22 protein-coding genes and 1 pseudogene are annotated in these 25084 nt (G+C 72.9%); 4 read left to right on the top strand and 19 right to left on the bottom strand.

All coding sequences use genetic code 11. The features are described from left to right. Positions 1–151: 151 nt before the first annotated feature. From AB0937_RS03705 to AB0937_RS03675, 7 genes are all read right to left on the bottom strand, one after another. Complete coding sequence (locus AB0937_RS03705) at positions 152–505, bottom strand: cytidine deaminase (protein WP_366709290.1); 354 nt, start codon at positions 503–505, stop codon at positions 152–154. Between the two features lie 20 nt (positions 506–525). Beyond that, positions 526–885 carry an MmcQ/YjbR family DNA-binding protein gene (locus tag AB0937_RS03700; RefSeq protein ID WP_366709289.1) on the bottom strand — a complete coding sequence of 120 codons (360 nt, stop codon included), beginning with the start codon at positions 883–885 and terminating at the stop codon, positions 526–528. Next, on the bottom strand, positions 882–2186 hold the full coding sequence (locus AB0937_RS03695) for a hemolysin family protein (RefSeq protein WP_366709288.1): 1305 nt from the start codon (positions 2184–2186) through the stop codon (positions 882–884). The genes AB0937_RS03700 and AB0937_RS03695 overlap by 4 nt, the downstream gene beginning before the upstream one ends. Positions 2187–2196: 10 nt before the next feature. Beyond that, positions 2197–2694 (bottom strand): rRNA maturation RNase YbeY, encoded by a 498-nt coding sequence (gene ybeY / locus AB0937_RS03690; protein ID WP_366709287.1) that lies wholly within the window; start codon positions 2692–2694, stop codon positions 2197–2199. A gap of 14 nt (positions 2695–2708) precedes the next feature. Further along, positions 2709–3776, bottom strand: a complete 1068-nt coding sequence (locus AB0937_RS03685) for a PhoH family protein (protein WP_366709286.1) — start codon at positions 3774–3776, stop codon at positions 2709–2711. A gap of 146 nt (positions 3777–3922) precedes the next feature. After that, positions 3923–5059 carry a PfkB family carbohydrate kinase gene (locus AB0937_RS03680; protein WP_366709285.1) on the bottom strand — a complete coding sequence of 379 codons (1137 nt, stop codon included), beginning with the start codon at positions 5057–5059 and terminating at the stop codon, positions 3923–3925. Positions 5060–5198: 139 nt separating this feature from the next. After that, positions 5199–6488, bottom strand: a complete 1290-nt coding sequence (locus AB0937_RS03675) for a glucarate dehydratase family protein (protein ID WP_366709284.1) — start codon at positions 6486–6488, stop codon at positions 5199–5201. Between the two features lie 53 nt (positions 6489–6541). Between AB0937_RS03675 and AB0937_RS03670 the strand changes: the two are divergent. Together AB0937_RS03670 and AB0937_RS03665 are read left to right on the top strand one after the other, a co-directional pair. Then, positions 6542–7197: pseudogene (locus tag AB0937_RS03670) on the top strand (IclR family transcriptional regulator C-terminal domain-containing protein). Positions 7198–7406: 209 nt separating this feature from the next. Beyond that, positions 7407–8720, top strand: a complete 1314-nt coding sequence (locus AB0937_RS03665; protein WP_366709283.1) for an MFS transporter — start codon at positions 7407–7409, stop codon at positions 8718–8720. 13 nt (positions 8721–8733) lie between these two features. On the opposite strand, the gene AB0937_RS03660 is transcribed toward AB0937_RS03665, so the two are convergent. The 10 genes from AB0937_RS03660 to hrcA all read right to left on the bottom strand — a co-directional run bounded on the left by AB0937_RS03660 (position 8734) and on the right by hrcA (position 19438). Then, complete coding sequence (locus AB0937_RS03660; RefSeq protein ID WP_366709282.1) at positions 8734–9726, bottom strand: adenosine deaminase; 993 nt, start codon at positions 9724–9726, stop codon at positions 8734–8736. Positions 9727–9746: 20 nt separating this feature from the next. Next, on the bottom strand, positions 9747–10652 hold the full coding sequence (locus tag AB0937_RS03655) for a ribonuclease Z (RefSeq protein ID WP_366709281.1): 906 nt from the start codon (positions 10650–10652) through the stop codon (positions 9747–9749). 6 nt (positions 10653–10658) lie between these two features. Next, complete coding sequence (locus AB0937_RS03650) at positions 10659–11012, bottom strand: histidine triad nucleotide-binding protein (RefSeq protein WP_366709280.1); 354 nt, start codon at positions 11010–11012, stop codon at positions 10659–10661. A 97-nt stretch (positions 11013–11109) separates the two neighbouring features. After that, complete coding sequence (locus AB0937_RS03645; RefSeq protein WP_366709279.1) at positions 11110–14301, bottom strand: S41 family peptidase; 3192 nt, start codon at positions 14299–14301, stop codon at positions 11110–11112. 45 nt (positions 14302–14346) lie between these two features. After that, complete coding sequence (locus AB0937_RS03640) at positions 14347–14892, bottom strand: hypothetical protein (protein WP_366709278.1); 546 nt, start codon at positions 14890–14892, stop codon at positions 14347–14349. Between the two features lie 49 nt (positions 14893–14941). After that, on the bottom strand, positions 14942–15334 hold the full coding sequence (locus AB0937_RS03635) for a VOC family protein (protein ID WP_366709277.1): 393 nt from the start codon (positions 15332–15334) through the stop codon (positions 14942–14944). A 16-nt stretch (positions 15335–15350) separates the two neighbouring features. Next, the gene (locus AB0937_RS03630; protein WP_366709276.1) at positions 15351–16091 is read right to left on the bottom strand and encodes a 16S rRNA (uracil(1498)-N(3))-methyltransferase; all 741 of its coding nucleotides are present in this window, start codon (positions 16089–16091) and stop codon (positions 15351–15353) included. Next, positions 16088–17161 (bottom strand): nitronate monooxygenase, encoded by a 1074-nt coding sequence (locus tag AB0937_RS03625; RefSeq protein WP_366709275.1) that lies wholly within the window; start codon positions 17159–17161, stop codon positions 16088–16090. Before AB0937_RS03625 ends, AB0937_RS03630 begins: the two co-directional genes overlap by 4 nt. A 124-nt stretch (positions 17162–17285) precedes the next feature. Continuing rightward, positions 17286–18422, bottom strand: coding sequence for a molecular chaperone DnaJ (gene dnaJ / locus AB0937_RS03620; RefSeq protein ID WP_033306348.1), 1137 nt, complete (start codon positions 18420–18422; stop codon positions 17286–17288). Next, positions 18422–19438, bottom strand: coding sequence for a heat-inducible transcriptional repressor HrcA (hrcA, locus tag AB0937_RS03615; RefSeq protein ID WP_366709274.1), 1017 nt, complete (start codon positions 19436–19438; stop codon positions 18422–18424). The genes dnaJ and hrcA overlap by 1 nt, the downstream gene beginning before the upstream one ends. Before the next feature lie 172 nt (positions 19439–19610). Between hrcA and AB0937_RS03610 the strand changes: the two genes are divergently transcribed. Both AB0937_RS03610 and AB0937_RS03605 read left to right on the top strand, forming a co-directional pair. After that, positions 19611–20342, top strand: coding sequence for an MBL fold metallo-hydrolase (locus AB0937_RS03610; RefSeq protein ID WP_366709273.1), 732 nt, complete (start codon positions 19611–19613; stop codon positions 20340–20342). 31 nt (positions 20343–20373) lie between these two features. Further along, on the top strand, positions 20374–21177 hold the full coding sequence (locus tag AB0937_RS03605) for a DUF3097 domain-containing protein (protein ID WP_366709272.1): 804 nt from the start codon (positions 20374–20376) through the stop codon (positions 21175–21177). Between the two features lie 215 nt (positions 21178–21392). On the opposite strand, the gene hemW is transcribed toward AB0937_RS03605, so the two are convergent. Together hemW and AB0937_RS03595 are read right to left on the bottom strand one after the other, a co-directional pair. Continuing rightward, entirely contained in the window at positions 21393–22625 is a 1233-nt protein-coding gene (gene hemW / locus AB0937_RS03600) for a radical SAM family heme chaperone HemW (protein WP_366709271.1), read from the bottom strand. A 27-nt stretch (positions 22626–22652) separates the two neighbouring features. Continuing rightward, positions 22653–25013: a SpoIIE family protein phosphatase gene (locus AB0937_RS03595; RefSeq protein WP_366709270.1), complete on the bottom strand. Its 2361-nt coding sequence runs from the start codon at positions 25011–25013 to the stop codon at positions 22653–22655. Positions 25014–25084 lie beyond the last annotated feature (71 nt).

Genomic DNA, 25084 nt, shown 5'->3' with positions numbered 1-25084 from the left:
ATGTGGGGGGACCGCTCGGCAGGTGAGTGCGGACACGCTGCGCGAGAGCCGAACCTGACGGTCCGTCGGAACTTACGGTTCCATTGATGCGTGTGGGGCAGGCGACGGCAAGGTTGAAAACTGGCCTAATTACCGGCGGTTACAGCGAAGTTCAGCCGGCGGTGACGGTGGTACGGACCGTTCCATCGGGCCCCGCCACCAGTACCGGCGTCCCCGCGCCGCCGAGGTCCCGTACGGCGGCCCGGTCCGCGTCGGACGCGGTCTCCGCCTCCGTCACGACCGCCGCGGCCTCCAGGGACGTCGCACCCGAGGCCACCGCCATCGCCACCGCCGCCTGCAGGGCACTGAGCTTCAGGGAGTCGAGCGCCACGGTGGCCGCGACGTAGGTGCGTCCGGTCTCGTCGCGTACGGCCGCGCCCTCGGGCACGCCGTTGCGGGCCCGCGCGGAACGGGCCAGGGTGACGATCTTGCGGTCCTCGGGGTCGAGCGCGCTGCTGTCGGTCATGATCCGAGCATACGGAAGCGTCAGGGGCGGTCGAGGCGCAGGCGGTCCGCCCGGGGCAGGCCCGCGACGACCAGGTCGTACGAGTCCTCGATGAGCTCCCGGACCAGCCGGTCCGGGAGCCCGCCGTCGGCCGTGACGGTGTTCCAGTGGCGCTTGTTCATGTGCCAGCCGGGGACGATGAGGCCTTCGTGCTCGCCGCGGAGGCGGACCGCCTCGTCCGGGTCGCACTTGAGGTTGACCTTCAGGGGGCGCGCGTCCAGGAACGAGAGGGCGAAGAGCCTGCCCCGCACCTTGAACACCGAGATCTCCGGGCTGAACGGGAAGTCCTCCACCGCCGCGTTGAAGGACAGGCAGAACGCGCGCAGTTCCTGCGGGGTCACTCGGGCTTCGCCTCCTCGTCCGGGCCGGCCGGGGCCACCGGCTCCGCCAGCACCGTCACGATCTTGTTCCGGCGGCCGGCCGCGGCCTCCGCGGTCAGGCGCAGCTCCCGGCCGTCGGGCAGGTCCACGACCGACGAGGCACCCGCGATGGGGACGCGGCCCAGCGCCTTGGCCAGCAGCCCGCCGACCGTCTCGACGTCCTCGTCGTCGAACTCCTCCAGGCCGTACAGCTCGCCCAGGTCGCTGATGTCGAGGCGGGCCGTGACGCGGAAGCGGTCCTCGCCGAGCTCCTCGACGGGCGGCAGTTCACGGTCGTACTCGTCGGTGATCTCGCCGACGATCTCCTCGAGGATGTCCTCGATGGTGACGATTCCGGCCGTGCCGCCGTACTCGTCGATGACGACGGCGACGTGGTTGCGTTCCTTCTGCATCTCGCGCAGCAGGTCACCGGCGTTCTTGGTGTCGGGGACGAAGAACGCCGGGCGCATGGCCGTGGACACCTGCTCGGACTCGGCGTCGCGGCTGATGTGCGTCTTGCGGACCAGGTCCTTCAGATACACGATGCCGACGATGTCGTCCTCGCTCTCGCCGGTGACCGGGATGCGTGAGAACCCGGAGCGCAGGGCGAGGGTGAGGGCCTGGCGGATGGACTTGAAGCGTTCGATCACCACCAGGTCCGTGCGCGGGACCATGACCTCGCGCACGAGGGTGTCACCCAGCTCGAAGACGGAGTGCACCATGCGGCGCTCCTCGTCCTCGATGAGGGACTCCTTCTCGGCCAGGTCGACCAGGGCGCGCAGCTCCGCCTCGGAGGCGAAGGGACCGCGGCGGAAGCCCTTGCCGGGGGTGAGCGCGTTACCGATGAGGATCAGCAGCGACGGGATCGGGCCCATGATCCGGGCCAGCGGCACCAGGACGTACGCGGAGACCGTCGCGGTGTTCAGCGGGTGCTGGCGGCCGATGGTGCGCGGGGAGACGCCGACGGCGACGTACGACACGAGGACCATGACCGCGATGGCGACCAGAAGAGCCTCGGTGGTGCCGTCGAACTCCTTCAGGCAGCCGTAGGTGATCAGCGCGGCGGCGGCCATCTCGCTGGCGACGCGGACCAGCAGCGCCACGTTCAGGTAGCGGGTCGGGTCGGCGGCGACCTGGGAGAGCTTGGCGCTGCCGCGGCGGCCGGAGCGCACGGCCTCCTCGGCGCGGAAACTGGAGACGCGCGCGAGGCCCGCCTCCGCGCAGGCGGCGAGCCAGGCCACGACGACCAGGGCGATGGCGCCCAGGACGAGTTGAGGACTCATCGGCGAAACGTTACGAGACCGTCGGCGCCGGGGACGGACCGGTCAGGCCCCGCTCCGCGCGCCAGCCGTCCACGATGGCCGCCTGGAGGCCGAACATCTCGGCCTTCTCGTCCGGTTCCTCGTGGTCGTAGCCCAGCAGGTGCAGCACGCCGTGAACGGTGAGCAGCTGGAGCTCCTCGTCCATGGTGTGCTGCGTCTCCGCTTCCTTGCCCTGCTTCTCGGCGACCTCGGGGCACAGCACGATGTCGCCGAGCAGGCCCTGCGGCGGCTCGTCGTCGTCCTTGGACGGCGGGCGCAGCTCGTCCATGGGGAAGGACATGACATCCGTCGGGCCGGGGAGGTCCATCCACTGGATGTGGAGCTGCTCCATGGCGTCGGCGTCCACGACGATCACCGAGAGTTCGGAGAGCGGGTGGATGCGCATCCTGGCGAGCGCGTAGCGGGCGATGTCGAGGATCGCCTGCTCGTCGACCTCGGTGCCGGACTCGTTGTTGACGTCGATCGACATGGTGTTGTGCTTGTCTACTTCCCCTTGTGCCCGGACTTGCCGCGGCCCTTGTGCGTGCCGTTCTGGGTGCCGTGCGTGGTGTCGTACTTCTCGTACGCGTCGACGATACGGCCCACCAGCTTGTGCCGGACCACGTCCTGCGACGACAGCCGGGAGAAGTGCACGTCCTCGACGCCGTCCAGGATGTCCTGCACCTGCCGCAGGCCGCTCTTCGTCCCGTCGGGGAGGTCGACCTGCGTCACGTCACCCGTGATCACGATCTTCGAGTCGAAGCCGAGGCGGGTGAGGAACATCTTCATCTGTTCGGGGCTGGTGTTCTGGGCCTCGTCCAGGATGATGAAGGCGTCGTTGAGCGTGCGGCCGCGCATGTAGGCGAGCGGCGCGACCTCGATGGTGCCGGCCGCCATCAGGCGCGGGATCGAGTCCGGGTCGAGCATGTCGTGCAGCGCGTCGTAGAGGGGGCGCAGGTACGGGTCGATCTTCTCGTAGAGCGTGCCCGGGAGGAATCCGAGCCGCTCGCCGGCCTCGACCGCGGGGCGGGTCAGGATGATGCGGTTGACCTGCTTGGACTGCAGGGCCTGCACCGCCTTGGCCATCGCCAGGTACGTCTTGCCGGTGCCCGCGGGGCCGATGCCGAAGACGATCGTGTGCTTGTCGATGGCGTCGACGTAGCGCTTCTGGTTGAGCGTCTTGGGGCGGATGGTGCGGCCGCGCGAGGACAGGATGTTCTGCGTGAGCACCTGGGCCGGGGTCTCCTGGCCGTCGCTCTCGCCGTTGTCGCTCGCCTTGAGCATGGCGATCGAGCGTTCCACTGCGTCCTCCGTCATCGGCTGCCCGGTGCGGAGCACCAGCATCATCTCGTCGAACACGCGCGAAATGAGGGCGACGTCCGTCGGGTCGCCGGTCGCGCTGATCTCGTTGCCCCGGACGTGGATGTCGGCCGCCGGGAAGGCCTTCTCGATCACGCGCAGGAGGGAGTCGCCGGACCCGAGGACGGTCACCATGGGGTGCTGGGCGGGGACGGTGAGCTGTGCTCTCGCCTGCTCCTGCGCGGGGGTGTGAGCTGTCGATGATTGAGTCATGGGCCGGCGCTGAAGGCCTGCGGTTCCTCCTCGTCACGGCCGCGCAGCTGAGGGCGGCCTCGCGATTCCCAGGGTACGACGGGGGAGTGACAACGCCGTAGGGGTTTTGGGGGTGTGGTCGGAAACGGGAGGCGACGGCGGCTCGGTCACGCCGAGCGCCGGAAACCGATCGTGGGGACGGCACGCCGCAACGGCCAGGGCCTCACCAGCTCCTCCGACACCAGCCCGGCCAGGAACCCGTACCTCTCCAGCGCCACCGGCGACTGCTCCTCGACCGACTGCACCTTCCGCCACCACGCCGCGATCTCCGACCAGCCCGGCGCCGACAGCGACCCCCCGAACTCCTGCACCGACAGCGCCGCCGTCAGCCCGGCGAAGGCCAGCCGGTCGGCGAGCGGCCAGTCCGCCAGGGTCCCGGCGACGAACCCGGCGACGAACACGTCACCGGCCCCGGTCGGGTCGAGCGCCTCGACGGCGATGGCCGGCACCTCCGCCGTCTGGCCCGTCCGCCGGTCCACCGCGTAGGCCCCGTCCGCGCCGAGGGTGACCACCGCGAGCGGTACGTACTCGGTCAGGGCGTGCGCCGCCGCCCGGGGACAGTCCGCGCCCGTGTACCGCATGGCCTCCTCCGCGTTCGGCAGGAACGCCTCGCAGTGCCGCAGGTCGGGCAGCCCGGCCAGGTCCCATGCCCCGGTGTCGTCCCAGCCGACGTCACCGAAGACCCGGGTGCCCTTGCTCGCGGCCTGGGCGATCCAGGGCGCGCTCACGCCGGGCGCGAGGGAGGCGACGGCGGCCCGGGCGCGGGGCGGGCACTGCGGGGCCGGCTCCTCGGGGGGTGGCTCGTGGCCGTGCGAGACCATCGTGCGCTCCCCCTCGTAGGCCATGGAGACGGTCACCGGGGAGTGCCAGCCGGGCACGGTGCGCGACGGGGAGAGGTCGATGCCCTCGCCGTGCTCCAGGGCGTCCCAGCAGTAGTCGCCGTAGTGGTCGTCGCCGAAGGCCGCCGCGAGGGACGTGCGCAGGCCGAGGCGGGCCAGGGCGGTGGCCATGTTGGCGACGCCGCCGGGGCTCGACCCCATCCCGCGCGCCCACGACTCCGTCCCGCGCACCGGGGCGGAGTCGAGGCCGGTGAAGATGATGTCCAGGAAGACGGTGCCCGTGAGGTAGACGTCCCAGGGCGGGTCGTCCGGTGTGCGCAGCGGGGCGAGGGGATCGACCTGGCTCTGGCGGTGCGATCCCTTTCCGGCCGGGCCCTTTCCGGCCGGGGCGGTGGACGCGGTCACGATGCGCTCCCTGACGTGGTGCGGATCAGGCCAGTCTGCACCACATCACCGGTGGCGTGACGCCGGTCACGCCGTGCCCACCCGTCCCGTCAGCTCGCGCGTGGCCCTCGCGCGCCCCCTTACCGGCTTCGCGGGCGCCCTACCAGCGGGGCATCGCGGGTGTCACCCACTCCGGGTCGGCGATCCGCATCGCTGCCGCGTCGTCGCGGTCCCGCAGGGCTCCGTCGTCGTCCAGCCACCGCCGGTGCAGTACGGCCAGCCGCTCGCGGTCGAGCTCCACGCCGAGGCCGGGCGCGTCGGAGACGGTGACCCGGCCGCCGTCGAAGGCGAGCCGTTCGGTGAGGACGTCCTCGGACTGCCAGGGGTAGTGGGAGTCGCAGGCGTGGTGGAGGTTCGGGACGGTGGCCGCCACGTGGGTCATCGCGGCGAGCGAGATGCCGAGGTGGGTGTTGGAGTGCATCGACACGCCGACCCCGAAGGTGCGGCAGACCGCGGCGAGCTGCTGGGTGTTGCGCAGACCGCCCCAGTAGTGGTGGTCGGAGAGGACCACCTGGACGGCGCCCCTGGTGAACGCCTCCGGGATCTCGGCGAACGTCGTCACGCACATGTTGGTGGCGAGCGGCACCCCGGTGCGCTCGGCGACCTCGGCCATGGCGGGGGTGCCGAGCGCCGGGTCCTCCAGGTACTCCAGGACGTCCCCGAGCTCCCGGGCGACCTTCACGGACGTCTCGACGGACCAGGCGCCGTTGGGGTCGAGCCGCAGCGGATGCCCGGGGAAGGCCTCGGCGAGCGCCCGTACGGCCGCGATCTCCTCGTCGGGCGGGAAGACGCCGCCCTTGAGCTTGAACGAGGTGAAGCCGTAGCGCTCCGTGAAGCGCCGGGCCTGCTCCACCACCCCGGCGGGGTCGAGGGCGGCGCCCCAGTCGTCCTTCTCGGCCGGCACACCCTCGGGGTGGCCGGCCCACTTGTAGAAGAGGTAGGCGCTGTACTCGACGCGGTCGCGCACCTTGCCGCCGAGCAGCGCGTGCACGGGCAGCGCGAGCGCCTTGCCGAGGGCGTCCAGGCAGGCGACCTCGAAGCCGGAGACGACGGACAGCCGCAGCTTGTCGGCGGTCTGGACGCCACGCAGCCCGCCGACGTCGACGGCGTTCTCGACGCGGGAGGCGTCCACCGCGACCTGGTCCGCGATGGTGAACAGGCCGTTCAGATCGCTGACCTGGCGTCCCTTCAGCCGCTCGGCGAACGGCACGGCCAGTTCCAGGTACTTGGCGTCGCCGTAGGTCTCCCCCACGCCGGTGACGCCGTCGGCGGTGAGGACCTCGACGATCAGCCGGGGCGTGTACGGCTGGTGCACGCCCTGCGTGTTCAGCAGCGGCGGGTCGGCGACCAGGATCGGCGTCAGGCGTACGTCAGTGATGGCGAGGTTCACGAAGCCCGTCTCCTCATATAGATGTGATCCACGTATGAGAATGCGGGTCGTGTATGAGAACGTCAACCGCCCATGCGGCCCGATTGCTGCTCGCCGCACGCGGTGACCGTCCGGCCCGGCTCCGGGAGCCGGCCGCCGAACTCGGCGTGCCGCGCCACGCCCGCTCACCTGCCCGAGCTACCTGGATTCCGACCCGCGGGTCCGGGCCGTACGGCCGCCGGCCGTCCCGGCCATACGGCCGCCGGCTGGACGGCCGGGACGTGGCGTACCCGGCGACCCGGAGTCGCACGCGTACCTGCGCACGATCAGCCGGGTCGGACACCGCCTGCCCGCGCACGCCGGGGCCCTGGGCAAGGCGCGGCCGGCGGAACGTCCGGACGGCGAGCTGCCCGAGGGGCCCGACGAGGCGCTCACTCCGCACTCGCACACGAGCCGCGCGTCCCTGGCGGCCGACCTCGCACGGATCCGGTCGTGCGGCTGGTCCGAGGACCGCGAGGAGGGTGTGCCCGGGATCGTAGGCTTCGGGTTCGCGCTGTGCTACGACACCCCGGCACGGGACGTCATCAGCCGCTCGGTGCCGGTCGCCCGGCTCACGCCCGAGCACGAGGAGCGGATCGTCACCGTGATGCGGGAGGTCCGGGCGAAGGCCGAGGCGGCCGTTCCGCGGGGGGCCGGATCGGTGCACCGGCGCTGGCGAAGGCGCCACTGAGCGGCGGCGAAAGCACCCTCGCCACCTGGCGAAAGGCGCTCGTTTACCCGGGCTTCACCACCCCAAACGCAACGTGCTCCAGATCACACGCCCCGGGCTCCCGTGCGCGACTACGTGCTTGATACAAATTGCTCGCGCGTTCCTGTCCGTCGACGGTCGTCGCCCAACCCCCCTTTCCCCCGCTCCTTTCGCATGCCCTGGGAACGCCCGTGTTCGCCCCCCGCACCACTCCCTGGCCCCTCGTCGCCCTTTTCACGGCCGGGTACCTCGCTCCGTATCTGCTGCCCACCACCGTCGGCAGGCTCGACTCGGACCTTCCGCTCTCCGCCACGCAGGCCGGCGCCGTCGGCAGTGCCCTGCTGCTGAGTTCGGCCGCCGCCGGATTCGTCCTGGCCTCCCGGGTCGAACGGATCGGAGCCCGCACCCTCGCCCGGCTCGGCCTCGCCCTGGCCCTGCTCGGCTACGGCGGTGCCGCCCTGACCACCTCGGTCCCCGCCGTCGTCGCCGGCGCGATCGTCGGCGGGTTCGGCTCCGGCACGGCCACCACCGTCGCCGCAACCCTCATCGCCGGTCAGAAGGATCCGCACCGGGCCTCCACGGCCGGGCTGCTCAGCGTCTCCGCCCTCGCGGGCGCCGTGTATCTGACCGTGCCGCACCTCGGCCCGGGGCACGGTCTGCCGCTGGCCGCGATCGCCCTCACGGCCCTGGCGGTCTGGCCGCTCACCGGCAGCCTCCCCACCGGCACGCCCGTCGCGCCCGCCCGGCACGACAAGGCCCGGCTGCCGCACGCCCGTTCGGGGCTGCTGCTGGCCGCCGCCATGGTGTGCTGGTCGCTCGCCCAGAACTCCCTGTGGGGCGTGAGCGGACGCATCGGCCTGGAGCAGGCGCATCTCGGCGAGGCCACCGTCGGCGTCGTCTTCGCCGTCGCCCTCGGCGCCGGCCTGACCGGGGTCCTCGCGGCGGGCGCCCTCGGGGCCCGGCTCGGACGCGCGATACCCATCGGCGGCGGCACCGTCCTCATCGCCGCCTGCATCGCGCTCAGCGCCTCCGCGACCGATCTGGGGAGCTTCGCGGCGGGCGAGATCGCCTGGAACACGCTCTACCCGGTGGTGCTGTCGTACCTCATCGGGCTCGCCGCCTCGCTCGACCCGCGCGGCCGCTGGGCGGTGCTGGTCGGCTCGGCGTCCTCGCTGGGCACCGCCGCCGGGCCGCTGACCGGCAGCGTGCTGTCGGCGCAGGCCGGGTTCCCGGTCATGGGCGCGGTCCTCGGCGCCGGGCTGCTGGTGATCGCCCTGCCGATGACCGCCGTCGCCCTGCACACCGGCGGACGCCCGCTGCTGCCCGGCGCGATCCGCCGCCGCGGTGGGCACCCGGCCGCCCTGGTCGCCGCCGCCACGGGCACGCCCACCGGCGCGATCCCCGAGATCGGCGCCCCGGAGCAGCCGGTGGTGGAGATCCCCGTCGAGACCCCGGCCGTCCCCGCCCAGCGTGCCTACGGCAAGGCGGGGTCGGAGGTCTTCTGAGACCCGCCCGGAGCTACCCGAAGGTGTAGGCGTCCACCTCGGCGAGATACCGCGCCCGCAGCTCCTCGTCGTCCTCCAGGAAGGAGGCGAGGAAGGAGTTGCGGGCGAGCTCGCGCAGCCGCTCCTCGGTGAGGCCGAGGGTGGCGCGCACCGCGTCGAAGTTGTCGCCGGCGTAGCCGCCGAAGTAGGCCGGGTCGTCGGAGTTGACCGTGCACATCAGGCCGGCGTCCAGCATGGCGGGCAACGGGTGCTCGGCGAGGGTGTCGACGGTGCGCAGCCGGACGTTGGACAGCGGGCACAGCGTCAGCGGCACCCGGTCGCGCACCAGCCGCTCCACCAGCGCCGGGTCCTCCACGCAGCGCAGCCCGTGGTCGACCCGCTCCACGCCGAGGACGTCCAGCGCCTCGGTGATGTACTCCGGCGGGCCCTCCTCACCGGCGTGGGCGACCCTGCGCAGGCCGAGTGCGGCGGCGGCCTCGTAGACCTCGCGGAACTTCACCGGCGGGTGCCCGACCTCGGCGGAGTCGAGGCCGACGCCGGTGATCCGGTCCAGGTACGGCTTGGCCGCGTCCAGCGTGGCCAGGGCCGACTCGGCGGACTCGTCGCGCAGGAAGCACAGGATCAGCCGGGTCGAGACGCCGTGGTTGGCCTCGCTGCTCCCCAGCGCGCGCCACAGCCCCTCGACGACCGTGCCGATCTCCAGGCCGCGGCCGGTGTGGGCCTGGGGGTCGAAGAAGATCTCCGCGTGCCGCACGCCCTGCGCGGCGGCCCGGGCGAGATAGGCGTTCGCCAGGTCCTCGAAGTCCCGCTCGGTGCGCAGGACGGCCATGAGCTCGTAGTACAGGTTCAGGAAGGACTGCAGGTCCTCGAACCGGTAGGCCTCGCGCAGCTCGTCGGTGTCGGCGTAGGGGAGGGTGACGCCGTTGCGCGCGGCGAGCTCGAAGGCGAGCTCCGGTTCCAGGGTGCCTTCGATGTGAAGGTGCAGTTCGGCTTTGGGGAGGGACATCAATTCATCGTACGGCCGTTTCACCGACGCTTCGGAACCGGCACTCTCAGTAGGTCGTGGGCCACGGTCAGCTCACCCTCGTACCCGGCGGCCCGGGCCTGGCGCTCGAACTCGTCCGGGTCCGGGTAGCGCTGGCTGAAGTGGGTCAGCACGAGGTGCCGCACACCGGCGTCCCGGGCCACCCGAGCCGCCTGACCTGCCGTCAGATGCCCGTGCTCGACGGCGAGTTCCTCGTCCTCGTCGAGGAACGTCGACTCGATGACGAGCAGGTCGCAGCCCTCGGCGAGCGCGTGCACGCCGTCGCAGAGCCGGGTGTCCATGACGAACGCGAACCGCTGTCCGCGCCGCACCTCGCTGACGTCCTCCAGCGAGACCCCGCGAAGCGCTCCCTCGCGCTGGATCCGGCCCACGTCGGGGCCCTTGATGCCGTGCGCGGCGAGCCGCTCGGGCAGCATGCGGCGGCCGTCGGGCTCGACGATCCGGTAGCCGTACGACTCGACCGGGTGCGACAGCTTCCGGGCTTCGAGGGTGTACCCGTCCGTGCGGGCGAGGGGCCCGTCCGCGGCGACCGGGGCCTCGGTGATGCCGACGGTCTCGCGGTAGGCGGTGGCGTACCGGAGCCGGTCGAAGAAGCGCTGCCCGGAGCGGGGGTAGTGGGCGGTGATCTCGTGCGGGACCTTGTCGAGGTTGATGCGCTGGATCACACCGGCGAGGCCGAGGGAGTGGTCGCCGTGGAAGTGCGTGACGCAGATCCGGTTCAGGTCGTGCGCGGCGACCCCGGCGCGCAGCATCTGGCGCTGCGTGCCCTCGCCGGGGTCGAACAGGATGCCCTCGCCGTCCCACCGCAGCAGGTAGCCGTTGTGGTTGCGGTGCCGGGTCGGGACCTGGCTGGCGGTGCCGAGGACCACGAGTTCGCGTACGGACAAGGCGGACTACCCCGGAGGCCAGTCGAGGCCGCGGCCGCCGAGCACGTGGGCGTGCACGTGCCACACCGTCTGGCCTGCGCCGCTGCCGGTGTTGAAGACGAGACGGAAGCTGTCGAGCTTCTCCTCGTCCGCGACGGCCTGGGCCTCGCGCAGCACGTCGGCGGTGAGGGCCGGGTCGGCGGTGGCGAGGGCGGCGGCGTTCTTGTAGTGCGCCTTGGGGATGACCAGGACGTGCGTGGGGGCCTGGGGGTTGATGTCGCGGAACGCGACCGTCGTCTCCGTCTGGCGGACGATGGTCGCCGGGATGGTGCCTGCGACGATCTTGCAGAACAGGCAGTCTTCCTGGGGCTCCCCTGCCATTTTCCCTCCGGGGGTCGGCCGAGATCGGTTTTGCCGAGAATCCTATCGTCGTCGGGTGCGGGTGCGTTGTGGCTGGTCGCGCCGTTCCCCGCGCCCCTTAGGTGGGCAGGCCTGGGGGCGTTTTCGCCGGTACTGCCTCCAGCGCTTCCAGTGCCAGTCGGATGGCCTCGTCCAGCTGGGTGTCCCTCCCCGCCGCGTGGTCCTGCGGGCGTTGCAGGACCTCCACGTCCGGATCCACGCCGTGGTTCTCCACTCCCCACTCGTAGCCCTCCAGCCAGAAGGCGTACTTGGGTTGGGTGACCAGGGTGCCGTCGATCAGGCGGTAGCGGCTGTCGATGCCGATGACGCCGCCCCAGGTACGGGTGCCGACGACCGGGCCGAGGCCCAGGGCCTTGATCGCGGCGTTGACGATGTCGCCGTCGGAGCCGGAGAACTCGTTGGCGACCGCTACGACGGGGCCGCGCGGGGCGTCCTCCGGGTAGCTGTAGGGGCGCATGCCGCGCGGGACGGCCCAGCCGACGATGCGGCGGGCCAGTTTCTCGACGACCAGCTGGGAGGTGTGGCCGCCGCGGTTCTCTCGGACGTCGACGACCAGGCCCTCGCGGGCGACCTCGACGCGCAGGTCGCGGTGGATCTGGGCCCAGCCGGGGGCCTGCATGTCCGGGACGTGGAGGTAGCCGAGGCGGCCGCCGGACTTCTCGTGGACGTAGGCGCGGCGGTCGGCGACCCAGGCGTGGTAGCGCAGGGGTTCCTCGTCGGCGAGCGGGACGACGACGGCGTGCCGGGGCTCGCCGCCGCCCGACGGGGAGACGGTCAGCTCCACCGGCTTGTTCGCGGTGCCGACCAGCAGCGGGCCGGGGCCGGCCACCGGGTCGACCGGCTGCCCCGCGACGGCCACGATGGCGTCCCCGGGGCGCACCGCGACGCCCGGCGCGGCCAGCGGGCTGCGGGCGTCCGGGTCGGAGGTCTCGGAGGGCAGGATGCGGTCCACGCGCCAACTGCCGTCCTCGTGACGGGAGATGTCGGCGCCGAGCAGGCCCTGGCGGGGGCCGCCGCCGTGTCCGCCGCGCGGGATGACGTAGGCGTGCGAGGTGCCCAGTTCGCCCTGGACCTCCCACAGCAGGTCGACCAGGTCGTCGTGGGTGGCGAGCCGCTCCACGACGGGGCGGTAGCGGTCGAGGACGCCGTCCCAGTCGACGCCGCTCATGTCGGGCCGCCAGAAGTGGTCCCGCATGATGCGGCCGTTCTCGTCGAACATCTGGCGCCACTCGGCCGCCGGGTCGACGAACTGGCGCACGCGGCCCAGGTCGACGGTGATGTTGGAGTCGCTGTCGTCGTCGCCGGAGGCGCGCCGGTCGCTGGGGACGACCTTCAGCCGCCCGTCGGTCCACAGCAGCACCCGCTTGCCGTCGCCGCTGACCGCGAAGTGGTCGGCGTCGACGGCGAGGTGCTCGAGACGCTGCTGGGCGAGGTCGTAGCGCTCCAGCTCGGACTTCGGGTCGGGGTCGTCCGGGGTGGCCCGGGACGCGCCGAGCACCCCGGCGACCGGGTGGCGCAGCCACAGGACGCCGTCCTTGGCGGCGCGCAGGTTGGTGTAGCGGGCGGCCTCGACCGGGAAGGGCACGATGCGGTCGGCGAGACCTTCGAGGTCGATGCGGGTGGTGGGGGTGCCCTCGCTGTCGGGGGTCTCCTCCCGGTCGGGCGTCTCGAAGGAGCGGCCGTGCCGCTGCGGCCCGAACGGGGAGGGCGTGGTGGCCGCGAGGGTGATCAGGTGCGGCCGGGCGCCCACCACGAAGGCCAGGTCGAAGACGTGCTCGTCGTAGACCGGGTCGAAGGAGCGGGTCGACAGGAACGCGAGGTGCTTGCCGTCCATCGTGAAGGCGGGCGCGTAGTCCTGGAAGCGCAGCGGGGTGGCCTCGGTGACCGACAGGTCGGTGGTGTTGGCGAGTTTCAGCTGGCACAGCGGCCGGGGGCCGGGGTGGGACCAGGCCAGCCAGGTCGAGTCGGGTGAGAAGACGAGGCCCGACACGTCGCCGTCCTCGCTGCGGTCGACCTCGCGCACCTCGCCCGTCTCCCGCTCCACCAGCAGCAGGCGCCCGTCGTGGCAGGACACGGCGGCACGGCTGCCGTCGGGCGCCATGGCGAGGTCCAGCACCCGGCCGAGCTGCCCGGCGGCGATGCGGCGGGGTGTCGCCCCCGGGGCGAGTCCGGTGGCGGGCGCGAACTCCAGGGCGTCGTCGCCCTCGGCGTCCGTCACCCACACCACCCACTGCTCGCCGTCCGCGCGGAACGTCCGCGGCAGCCGGGCCCGTACGCCCGGGGTCGCGGCCAGCGCGCGGGCCGGGCCGGCGCGGTGGGTGACCCAGTGCACGGAGCCGCGCACGGCGACCGCGCTGCCGCGTGCGGTGTGGTCCGGGGACGCCGAGCCGAACCAGCGGGAGGCGTTCACCGGGAAGGGCTGGAGATCGGCGCGCTGTCCGCCCAGCCGCACGTCCAGCCGCCGCGGCTCGGTGCCCTCCAGGTCGTCCAGGATCCACAGCTCACCGGCGCTGGAGTAGACGACGCGGGTGCCGTCGGTCGCGGCGTGCCGGGCGTAGAAGCCGTCGAGCGGCGTGTGCCGGCGCAGGTCGGAGCCGTCGGCGAGGGAGGAGTAGAGCGCTCCGGTGCCCTCGTGGTCGGAGAGGAAGCCGATCCGGTCCCCCACCCACAGCGGGTATTCGAGGTTGCCGTCGAGATCCTCGTGCAGCCGCACGAACTCCCCGTCGTCCTCGCGGTCGATCCACAACTTGCCCGCCGTGCCGCCGCGGTACCGCTTCCACCAGGCCGCCTCACGCCCCATGGGCGCGGACAGCAGAACGGTGTGCGGGCCGCGGGCGACGTCTCCCACGGGCCCGTACGGCAGGGTGGTGGCCGGGCCGCCGTCCAGCGGGACGGCACGCGCCCAGGTGCGGCGCAGGCTCGCCTCTCCATGGGTGCTGATCGCCAGGACCTCGCCGTCCGGGGTCCAGCCGCGCACCTGCGTCTTGGGACTTCCCCAGTACGTCAGCCGCTTGGCGGGGCCGCCGTCGACCGGGGCGATGAACACCTCGGGGGCGCCGTCCCGGCTGGAGGTCCAGGCGACGGTGGTGCCGTCGGGCGAGATCCGGGGCTGGGTCACCGGCATGTTGTCGGCGCTGACCCGCCAGGCCCGGCCGCCGTCGAGTGGAGCGAGCCACACGTCGTCCTCGGCGGTGAAGGCGACCAGGTCGCCGTGCACATGGGGGAACCGGAGGTAAGCAGGCGATGTCACCCGATCACCCTATGCAGGGACGACGCCGGACGGACAGGGTTCGGATCACTTGCCCTCGACGGGGCGGCAGTCCGGGTACCGCTCGCACCAGATGGTCTGGGTGACGGTCACCGTGACGGTCGGTCCGGGCTGCCCGTTCGGCGGCCCCCCGACGGGAGGCGGGGTGCTGGAGTTGCAGTCGCCGAGGCCGTCGACCTGGAACCACACCTTGCCGTCCACCTTGGCGGTGATGTTCCCGCGCACACAGGCGCCGTCCACCGCGTGGGTGACCTTGCCGTCGACGGTGATGTCCTTGCCGTCGTCGGTCTCCCCCTCGCAGTCGACGGTGGCGACGGTCCGCTCACGCGCCGAGGGTGACGCCTTCCCGCCGTTCTCCCCGTAGGAGGCGGTGCAGGTGAGCCACCGCACGCCCGCCTTCTGCCGGTTGAGTTCCTTGGTCACGGTCTCGTCGGTGGTGTACGCGACGGACGCGGCGCTGACGCTGCCCGGTTCGCAGGCGGCGGCGCCGCCCACGGCCACCACGGCGAAGGTCGCCGCGATCGCGACGCGCCGCCCGCGCGGCACCGGCCGATGACTTCCTGAAGCCCCCATGGAGGGGAGCCTGCCACTGTCGGGGGCCGCGCGGTAGGGCGCAAAGGCGTCAGCCGCGCAGCAGCAGCCACTCCTGAAGCTCCACCAAGTTGCCCTCGGGGTCCTTGAGATGGGCCACACGCATGCGGTCCGTCATGGGCGCCGGGCCGTGCAGGACCGTGGCGCCGCGCATCGTGATCTCCTCGCAGTACGCATCCAGCCCGTCCACCCGCAGCACGACCAGGGAGCGGTGCCCCTCGGCCGTTTCGCCCAGTTCGTCGAGCACCTCGGCCATCATCGACCGGTCCTGAAGCGCGATCCCCGCGGAGCCGACCGCGGGGCTGAACTTCTCGTACGGCCCGTTCGCCGCCCCCGACTGCGGTTTGAGGCCGAGGACCTCGCCGTAGAAGCGGTAACAGGCGGCGAAGTCGGTCACGAGCAGACGTACCTGTGCGAGTTCCACGATGCCTCCGAGGGGGTCAGGACCAGCGTCCGGTGCGTGCCAGGAGTACGGCCGCGGCGGCCGTCCCGGCGGTCGATGTGCGCAGCACACTGCGCCCGAGGCGGTACGCCTTGGCCCCCGCCTCCTCGAACAGCGCCAGTTCCTCCGGCGCCACGCCCCCCTCGGGCCCCACGACCAGCACGATCTCGCCGGTGGCCGGCAGGTCGGCGGTGGCCAGGGGCGCGTCCCCGCTCTCGTGCAGCACGGCGGCGAACTCCGCTCCGGCCAGCAGGGCGGCGACCTGCCTGCTCGTGGCCGCCTCCGCGACCTCGGGGAAGCGCACCCGGCGGGACTGCTTGCCGGCCTCCCGGGCCGTCGCCCGCCACTTGCCCAGCGCCTTCGCCCCTCGTTCGCCCTTCCACTGCGTGATGCAGCGTGCCGCCGCCCAGGGCACGATCGCGTCGACCCCGACCTCGGTCATCGTCTCGACGGCGAGCTCTCCCCGGTCGCCCTTGGGCAGCGCCTGGACGACGGTGACCCGGGGCTGTTCCGCCGGCTCCTCGTGCACCGACTCCAGCCGGAGGATCAGCCGGTCCTTCCCCTCCGTGTCGAGCACGACGCAGTCCGCCCAGCGGCCGGCCCCGTCCGTGAGGACGACGTCCTCACCGGCGCGCAGCCGCTTCACGGAGACGGCGTGCCGCCCCTCGGGCCCGTCGAGGACGTACCGGCCGTCACCGCCCGCGGCGAAGCCCTCGGCCACGAACACCGGCGCGGTCACAGCGCACCTCCGCTCGTCAACGACGCCCGGGCGGCGGCCAGTTCCCCGGCCAGCACCTCCACCAGCTGCCCGGCGGGCAGCTCCCGCGCCATCCGGTGCCCCTGTCCGGCCCACAGCGCCATGCCCTGCGCGTCACCGGCCTTGGCGGCGGCCTTGCGCAGGGGCGCGGTGAGGTGGTGGATCTCGGGGTAGGCGGCGGGCGCGTACGGGCCGTGCTCGCGCAGGAACCGGTTGACGAGGCCGCGCGCGGGCCGCCCGGAGAACGCCCGGGTCAACTCCGTACGCACGAACAGGGGGTTGGTCAGTGCCTGCTTGTGCAGGGCGTGCGCCCCCGACTCGGCCGTGGCGAGGAAGGCGGTGCCCAGCTGGGCCGCGCTCGCGCCCGCGGCGAGGACACCGGCGATCTGGCTGCCGCGCATGATGCCGCCGGCGGCGACGATCGGGATGCTCACGGCCTCGCGGACCTGGGCGATCAGCGACAGCAGTCCGAGGCCGGAGCCGTCCGTCTCGGGGATGTCCCGGTGGGTGCCCTGGTGGCCGCCGGCCTCGACGCCCTGGGCGATGACCCCGTCCGCGCCCGCCCGCTCCACGGCCCGGGCCTCGTCGGGGGTGGTCGCGGCGGCCAGGACGAAGGTGCCGACGCGGTGCAGGGCGTCGACGACCTCCCGGCCCGGGACGCCGAAGTGGAACGACACGACCGGTACGGGGTTGTCGCGCAGCACCACGAGCTTGGCCTCGAAGCCGTCGTCCCGTCCGCTGTCCGGGTCGCCGAGCTCGGCCTCGTACCAGGTGGCCTCGCCGGCCAGCTGGTGGGCGTAGACGTCGACGGCGGCGGGGTCGGCGTACTCCGGCTGCGGCATGAAGACGTTGACACCGAAGGGCCTGCCGGTGAGGCTCCGGAGCTGCTTGATCTCCTGGTACATCCCGTCGGCGGTCTTGTAGCCGGCGGCGAGGAATCCCAGCCCGCCCGCTTCGCACACGGCGGCGGCGAGCTTCGGTACGGAGACGCCGCCCGCCATGGGGGCCTGCACGATCGGGTGGGGGAAGAGATCGGTCAGTGCGGAGGACATGACGGCATGTTGTCACGTCCTCCGGACAACCCCTAAACCGGCCTGCCGACTGGCATAGACCAGAGGAACAAGCACCTCCCGTCTCCCGGGAGGTGCCCCGTCAGCACCCGTTGCAGGCGCCCGGTCAACGCCCGTTGAACGCATCCTTCAACCGCGAGAACAACCCCTGCTGCCCCGGCTGGAACTGCCCCGTGGGGCGTTCCTCTCCGCGGAGTTTGGAGAGTTCGCGCAGGAGGCGCTCCTGCTCGGGGTCGAGCTTGGTCGGGGTCTGGACCTCGACGTGGACGATGAGGTCGCCGCGTCCGCCGCCGCGCAGGTGCGTGACGCCCCGGCCGTGCAGCGGGATCGACTGGCCGGACTGGGTGCCCGGGCGGATGTCGACCTCCTCCATGCCGTCGAGCGTCTCCAGCGGCACCTTCGTGCCGAGGGCCGCCGCCGTCATGGGGATCGTCACCGTGCAGTGCAGGTCGTCGCCGCGCCGCTGGAACGTGCTGTGCGGCAGCTCGTGGATCTCGACGTAGAGGTCACCGGCCGGACCGCCGCCGGGGCCGACCTCGCCCTCGCCGGCGAGCTGGATGCGCGTGCCGTTGTCGACACCGGCCGGGATCTTGACCGTGAGCGTGCGGCGGGACCGGACGCGGCCGTCGCCCGCGCACTCCGGGCACGGGGTCGGGACGACCGTGCCGAAGCCCTGGCACTGCGGGCACGGGCGGGACGTCATGACCTGGCCCAGGAAGGACCGGGTCACCTGCGAGACCTCACCGCGGCCGCGGCACATGTCACACGTCTGGGCGGAGGTGCCCGGCGCCGCGCCCTCACCGCTGCAGGTGTTGCAGACGACGGCCGTGTCGACCTGGATGTCCTTGGTCGTGCCGAAGGCCGCCTCGTCGAGCTCGACCTCGATACGGATCATGGCGTCCTGGCCGCGGCGGGTGCGCGAGCGCGGTCCGCGCTGCGACGCCGTGCCGAAGAACGCGTCCATGATGTCCGAGAAGTTCCCGAAGCCACCGGCCCCGAAGCCGCCGGCGCCACCGCCGCCGGCCTGCGAGAGCGGGTCGCCGCCGAGGTCGTAGACCTGCTTCTTCTGCGGGTCCGACAGCACCTCGTAAGCGGCGTTGATCTCCTTGAACCGCTCCTGGGTCTTCGGATCGGGGTTGACGTCCGGGTGCAGCTCGCGTGCGAGCCGCCGGAAGGCCTTCTTGATCTCTTCCTGCGACGCGTCGCGGCGCACGCCGAGTACGGCGTAGTAGTCCGTGGCCACTACGACTCCGCCAGGATCTGTCCGACGTACCGTGCCACTGCGCGTACCGCTCCCATCGTTCCCGGGTAGTCCATGCGGGTCGGTCCGACCACGCCGAGCTTGGCGACTGCCTCGCCGCCCGAACCGTAGCCGACCGACACGACGGACGTGGAGTTGAGTCCTTCGTGGGCGTTCTCGTGACCGATCCGTACGGTCACGCCCGGATCCTTCGCCTCGCCGAGCAGCTTGAGGAGCACGACCTGCTCCTCGAGCGCCTCCAGCACCGGCCGGATCGTGAGGGGGAAGTCATGACCGAAGCGGGTCAGATTGGCGGTGCCGCCGATCATCAGCCGCTCCTCGTTCTCCTCGACGAGCGTCTCCAGAAGCGCGGAGAGCACCGTGGAGACCGTACCCCGGTCCTCGAGCTCGAACGCCTCGGGGAGATCCTCCACCAGACTCGGCACATCCGCGAAACGGCGGTTCGCCACGCGGCTGTTGAGGCGGGCGCGCAGATCCGCGAGCGAGGCGTCGCCGAAGGGCGCCGGGCAGTCGACCACGCGCTGCTCGACCCGCCCGGTGTCCGTGATCAGCACGAGCATCACCCGCGCGGGCGCGAGGGAGAGCAGCTCCACGTGCCGCACGGTCGAACGGGTCAGCGACGGGTACTGCACGACGGCGACCTGTCGCGTGAGCTGGGCGAGCAGCCGTACCGTACGCGCCACGACGTCGTCGAGGTCGACGGCGCCCTCGAGGAAGTTCTGGATCGCGCGCCGCTCGGGCGCGGTCATCGGCTTGACGCCGGCGAGCTTGTCGACGAACAGCCGGTAGCCCTTGTCGGTGGGGATGCGCCCGGCGCTGGTGTGCGGCTGGGCGATGTACCCCTCGTCCTCGAGGGCCGCCATGTCGTTGCGGACGGTGGCCGGGGAGACGCCGAGGTTGTGCCGCTCGGTGAGGGCCTTGGAGCCCACCGGCTCCTCGGTGCCGACGTAGTCCTGGACGATGGCGCGCAGCACCTGAAGCCTGCGTTCACTGAGCATCGCGCACACCTCCAGATGTCTCCGCCTGTTTGCCCTGCCGGTCCGGCCTGGCACTCTGCGCGTGCGAGTGCCAGCATTCCCCGGCCCAGTGTACGGCGGTGGGGTACACCCCCGGCAAGGCTGGTCGTGCGGCGCCGTGCCCCGAGCAGGGCGCACCCGCTAGCGTCGCCGTATGACGGTGACTTGGGAAGACCTCGGATGGGAGCGCGTGGCCGCCGGGGTGGGACGGTGCCGGCTGCCGGTATGGGACTGCACGATCGGGCTGGTCGCCGGGGAGGGGGCGGCCCTCATGATCGACGCGGGGTCGAGCCTCGCCGAGGGCGCGAAGCTGGGCGCGCAGGCGCGGGCACTCACCGGTCACCGTGTGACACATCTCGCGCTGACCCACCCGCACTTCGACCATGTCTTCGGCGCAGCGGCCCTCCCGGACACCGAGGTGTTCGGCGCGGTGGGGGTGGATGCGCTGCTGACGCGGGTGCGGGACCGCGAGGAACTGCGCGAGGACGGGGTGCGCCAGGGCCTGGCGGCGCCCGCGGCCGAGGAGGCGGCGGAGCGGCTGGTCGCGCCCGGCCACCTGGTCTCCGGGGAGTGGACGCTCGACCTGGGCGGCGGCCGGCAGGTGCTGCTGGCGAACGTCGGGCCGGGGCACACCGCGCACGACCTTGCGGTGCTGGTGCCCGGCGATCCGGAGGTGGTGTTCTGCGGCGACCTGGTCGAGGAGTCCGGGGAGCCGCAGGCGGGCCCGGACGCGGTGCCGTCGCAGTGGCCGGCCGCCCTGGACCGGCTGCTCGGCCTGGGCGGTGAGGACGCGGTGTACGTGCCCGGTCACGGAGCGGTGGTGGACGCGGCGTTCGTGCGGGCGCAACGGGACGCCCTGGCGGCGCGTTTCGGCGTGTCGCGGTGATCGCCGACCGCCTTCTCCTATCGTCATCCGAATGCGCCAGTACTCCGCCGATCTGACCCCGCCGTGGAAGAAGCCGAAACCGGTGCCCGAGGTGGCGGCGGAGCCGGGCCTGGTGGTGGAGGAGCCGGGGACCGGCTTCTGCGGCGCGGTGATCCGCTGCGAGGCCGGCACGGTGACGCTGGAGGACCGCTTCGGCAAGCACCGGGTGTTCCCGATGGAACCGCGCGGCTTCCTGCTGGAGGGCAGGGTGGTGACCCTGGTCCGGCCGTCGGCGGGCGGCCCCGCGCGTCCCACCCGCACGGCCTCGGGATCGGTCGCCGTCCCCGGCGCACGCGCCCGGGTGGCCCGCGCCGGCCGCATCTACGTCGAGGGCCGCCACGACGCCGAGCTGGTCGAGAAGGTGTGGGGCGACGACCTGCGCATCGAGGGCGTGGTCGTGGAGTACCTGGAGGGCGTCGACGACCTGCCGGCGATCGTCTCCGAGTTCGCCCCCGGCCCGGACGCACGGCTGGGCGTCCTGGTGGACCACCTCGTACCGGGCTCGAAGGAGTGGCGCATCGCCCGGTCGGTGACGAGCGAACACGCCCTGGTCGTCGGCCATCCGTACATCGACGTCTGGGAGGCGGTGAAACCGTCGTCCCTGGGCATCGAGGCGTGGCCCCGGGTGCCGCGGGGCCAGGACTGGAAGACGGGCGTGTGCCGGGCACTGGGCTGGCCGGACAACACGGGGGCGGCCTGGCAGCGCGTCCTGTCGGGGGTCCACTCGTACAAGGACCTGGAGCCGGAACTGCTGGGGCGGGTGGAAGAACTGATCGACTTCGTGACGGCGCCCTGACAGCGGCACGCGCAGCAGCCACCCGGCCGCGCAGCTGCTTAGCGGCGGGCGCGCGCAGCCGCCCGGCTGCGGGAGCGCGCAGCCACCCAGCAGCAGACGCCCGCAGCCGCCCGGCTGCGGGCATGCGTGCCGCTGGGGCGGCACGGGTGGGCGCAGCGGCACCTCGTCGCGCCGGGCTGCGCATCGCCCCGCCCCCGGCACCCACCCCGAGCACCTCAGTCCACGAGGTCCCGGACAACCCCGTCCGCCAGCAACCGCCCGCGCAGGGTGAGTACAGCCCGCCCCTGCTCATACGGACCCTCCTGGAGCAGCCCATCCGCCAACGCCCGACGTGAAGCGGCCAGCCCCTCCTGCCTGAGCAAGGAAAGCGGCACCCCCTCCCGCAGCCGCAACTCCAGCAGAATCCGCTCGACCCGCCGGTCCTCCTCGCTCAGCACCTCACGCCCGGCCCCCGGCGACCGCCCCGAAGCCAACGCAGCCGCATACGCACCCGGGTGCTTGACGTTCCACCACCGCACCCCGCCCACGTGACTGTGCGCCCCGGGCCCGGCTCCCCACCAGTCGGACCCCCGCCAGTACAGCTCGTTGTGCAGACACCGCCCGGCCGCCGAGGTCGCCCAGTTCGACACCTCGTACCACTCGAAGCCCGCGCCGGAGAGAACCTCGTCCGCGATCAGGTACCGGTCGGCATGCACGTCGTCGTCGGTCATCGGCACCTCGCCCCGGCGGATCCGACGGGCCAGCTGCGTCCCCTCCTCGACGATCAACGCGTACGCACTGACGTGATCCGGCCCGGCCCCCAGCACCGCGTCGAGCGAGGCCCGCCAGTCGTCGTCGGACTCCCCCGGCGTGCCGTAGATCAGGTCGAGGTTCACATGCTCGAAGCCGGCGTCCCGGGCCTCCGCGACGCAGGCCTCGGGCCGACCGGGCGTGTGCGTACGGTCCAGCACCTTCAGCACGTGCTGCCGCGCGCTCTGCATTCCGAAGGAGATCCGGTTGAACCCGCCCTCGCGCAGGGTCGCCAGGTACGCCGGGTCCACCGACTCCGGGTTCGCCTCCGTCGTGACCTCGGCGTCCTCCGCCAGCCCGAACTCGTCCCGCACGGCCCGCAGCATCCGTACCAGGTCACCGGCGTCCAGCAGGGTGGGCGTACCACCGCCCACGAACACCGTCCGCACCGGCCGCGGGTCGTCCCCCAGCACCTTGCGCGCCAGCCGGATCTCGTCGACGAGCGTCTCGGCGTAGTTGTCCCGGGAGGCCAGCACGCCGCCGCTGGAGCGCAGCTCCGTCGCGGTGTACGTGTTGAAGTCGCAGTAGCCGCAGCGGGTCGCGCAGTACGGGACGTGCAGGTAGAACCCGAGCGGACGGTCGGCGGCCCCGGCGAGGGCGGACGCGGGCAGCGCCCCGTCGTCGGGGACGGGCTCGCCGTCGGGGAGTGCGGAAGGCATGTCCTCCATTGTCCAGCACCCGGGCGGTCAGTCCGCCTGGAGCACCAGCAGCGCCAGATCGTCCGCCGGGGGCCGCGCCCCGAACTCGTGCACGAGCCGTTTGATCCGCTCGGCTATCAGCTCCGCGTCCAGGCCGGCGCACCCGGCCAGCGCCGTCGCGAGCCCGTCCCCGTCGTCGAACTGGCGGGATCCCGAGCGGCGCTCGGTCACTCCGTCGGTGACGCACAGCAGGGTGTCGCCGGACCGCAGCTCGAAGGTGTCGCTGGTGTAGGTGGCGTCCTCGACGACGCCGAGGAGGGTCTGGGGCTGCGCGGCCGCGTGGACCTCGCCGCCCGCCCCCAGCAGCAGGGGCAGCGGGTGCCCGGCGGAGGCGACGGTGCAGCGGACGCCACCGTCGAAGGGGACGAGCTCGCCGTAGAGCAGGGACAGGAAGCGGGTCTGGGGGCCGTCGCCCGGCGGGGTCGGTCGCGCGCCCGCGGCGACCAGCGCCCGCGCCGCGGCGTCGGCGGCCTCCGTGGCGTCGTCGAGCAGGAGCTGGTTGAGGCGGTCGAGGACGTCGGCGACCCGGTAGCCCTCGCGGGCCAGCAGCCGCAGCCAGGGCCGGGCCAGGCCGATCACGACGGCCGCCTCGGGACCCTTGCCCTGGACGTCGCCGACGGCAAAGCACCAGCGGCCGTCGCCGGCCGGGAACAGGTCGTAGAAGTCGCCGCTGGGCCCGCCCTTGTCGTACGGCTCGTAGACGAGCGCGCTGCGCACACCGGGGATCTCCGCCACGGCGCCGGGCAGCAGTCCGCGCTGGAGCACCGCGCTGATGGTGGCCTGCCGGGCGTACTGGCGGGCGGCACCGATGGCGAGGGCCACCCGGCGGCTGAGGTCCTCGACGAGGCCGGTGATCTCGTCGGGGAAACCGGCCGGCCCGGACCGCCCGATGACCAGGGTGCCGAGCGGCCGTCCCCCGGCGACCAGCCGGTAGGCGAGGGCCGAACCGGGTTCGGCGTCCCCGAGCGCCTCGCCGGGCCAAGGACAGTCGACCGGGCCGGACCCGCCCTGGTCCCGGCCGCGCTCGAACGGGGACGCCCCCAGCGGGTCGAACGGCTGCGGCGGGTCCTTCTCCAGGGCGCGGCGCAGCTCCTCGATGCGGTTCTCGCTGCCGTGCCAGACGCGGGCGAGGCGCGCTCCGCCCACGCCGGCTCCGCCGCTCCAGCCTCCGGCGGTGGCCTCGTCCTCCAGCCACACCGCGCACCAGTCGGCCAGCCGGGGCACGATCAGCTGTCCGGCGAGGGCTGCGACGAGGTCCTCGTCGAGCTGTCCGGCGAGCAGGTCGGAGGCCTCGGCGAGGAAGGACAGGGCACCACGGCCGAGCCAGGCGCCGTCGGGTCCGTTCCGTCCGTCTCGGTTCTCGTGCCGGTCCCGCCAGTCCCGTAAGTCGTTCCAGTCGCGCAGGTCGGAGGTCTCCCGCAGGTCAGGGGTCTTCCGTACGCAGGCCCGGGCCCGTGTCCCCCCGCCCTCCCGTGAGTCCCACGTCTCTCCACCTTCCCGTGAGTCCCACGTCTCTCCACCTTCCCGTGAGTCCCACGTCCCTCCGCCGTCCCGCGGGTCCCACGGCTCTCCGGGATGCCTCGGGTCGATCGGGCCCCAGGCCTCTCCCTCCTCACTCGTCTCCCAGGAGTCTCCGCCGCCACGTCCGCCCCGTACGGCCTCCGCCGTCCGGTGGGGCGGCGGTTCGGGTGCCAGGATCTCCGCCACCCGGAGGCCGCGCGCCAGCGCGTGCTCCCCGGCGTACGCCTCGATCTGGTCGCCCGCTTCGCTCCCCCCGGCGGGCAGCCGGGCCCACACGGTCTTGCGGCCCGTGCGGTACGTGACGCCCCACGCCTCGGAGAGCGCGCCGACGAGTCGGAGCCCCCGCCCGTACTCGGGGGTGTCGTGCGGTGTCTCCGGCTCACTGCCGCGCGGGGCACGGGAGGGGTGGTGGTCGGAGACCTCGACGACGACCGCGGCCGTGCCGGGGGCGTCGCCCTCCAGCCGGCACTCCATCTCGACGTCGGTGCCGGCGTGCACGACGGCGTTGGTGACGAGTTCGCTGACGACGAGCGTGGCGTCGTCGGCCAGGCGGTCGGTGAGGAACTCGGCGCCGGGCAGGCCGAGTCCGGTCCACTCGGTGAGGGCCGCGCGCACCAGGGCGCGGGCGGCGCCCGGGGCGAGGGAGCTGCCGGGCAGGGTCGCGTGCGCCCGCGCGCGCTCCGGCCCGGGCGCCTCGACGGCGGTCCCGGACGGTGCGGGCCCCTCGGAAACGGGCCCCTCCTGGACGGGCACGGGCGTCTCCCCAGCGGGTTCAGGCGCTTCTGAGGCACGGGAGACGGTCTCCCGTTGCGTCGGAATGGCCCCCATGGACAGCTCCCCGGGCAGTTCGTACGAATACGCCACAGTCGATGCCGACAGAGTGACAGACTGGCCACGCC

The organism is Streptomyces sp. NPDC047880 (genome assembly GCF_040706515.1).
In the GTDB taxonomy this organism is placed as follows: Bacteria; Actinomycetota; Actinomycetes; order Streptomycetales; family Streptomycetaceae; genus Streptomyces.
The sequence above is the reverse complement of the archived record's forward strand: the minus strand, read 5'-3'. Positions and strand labels throughout refer to the sequence as shown.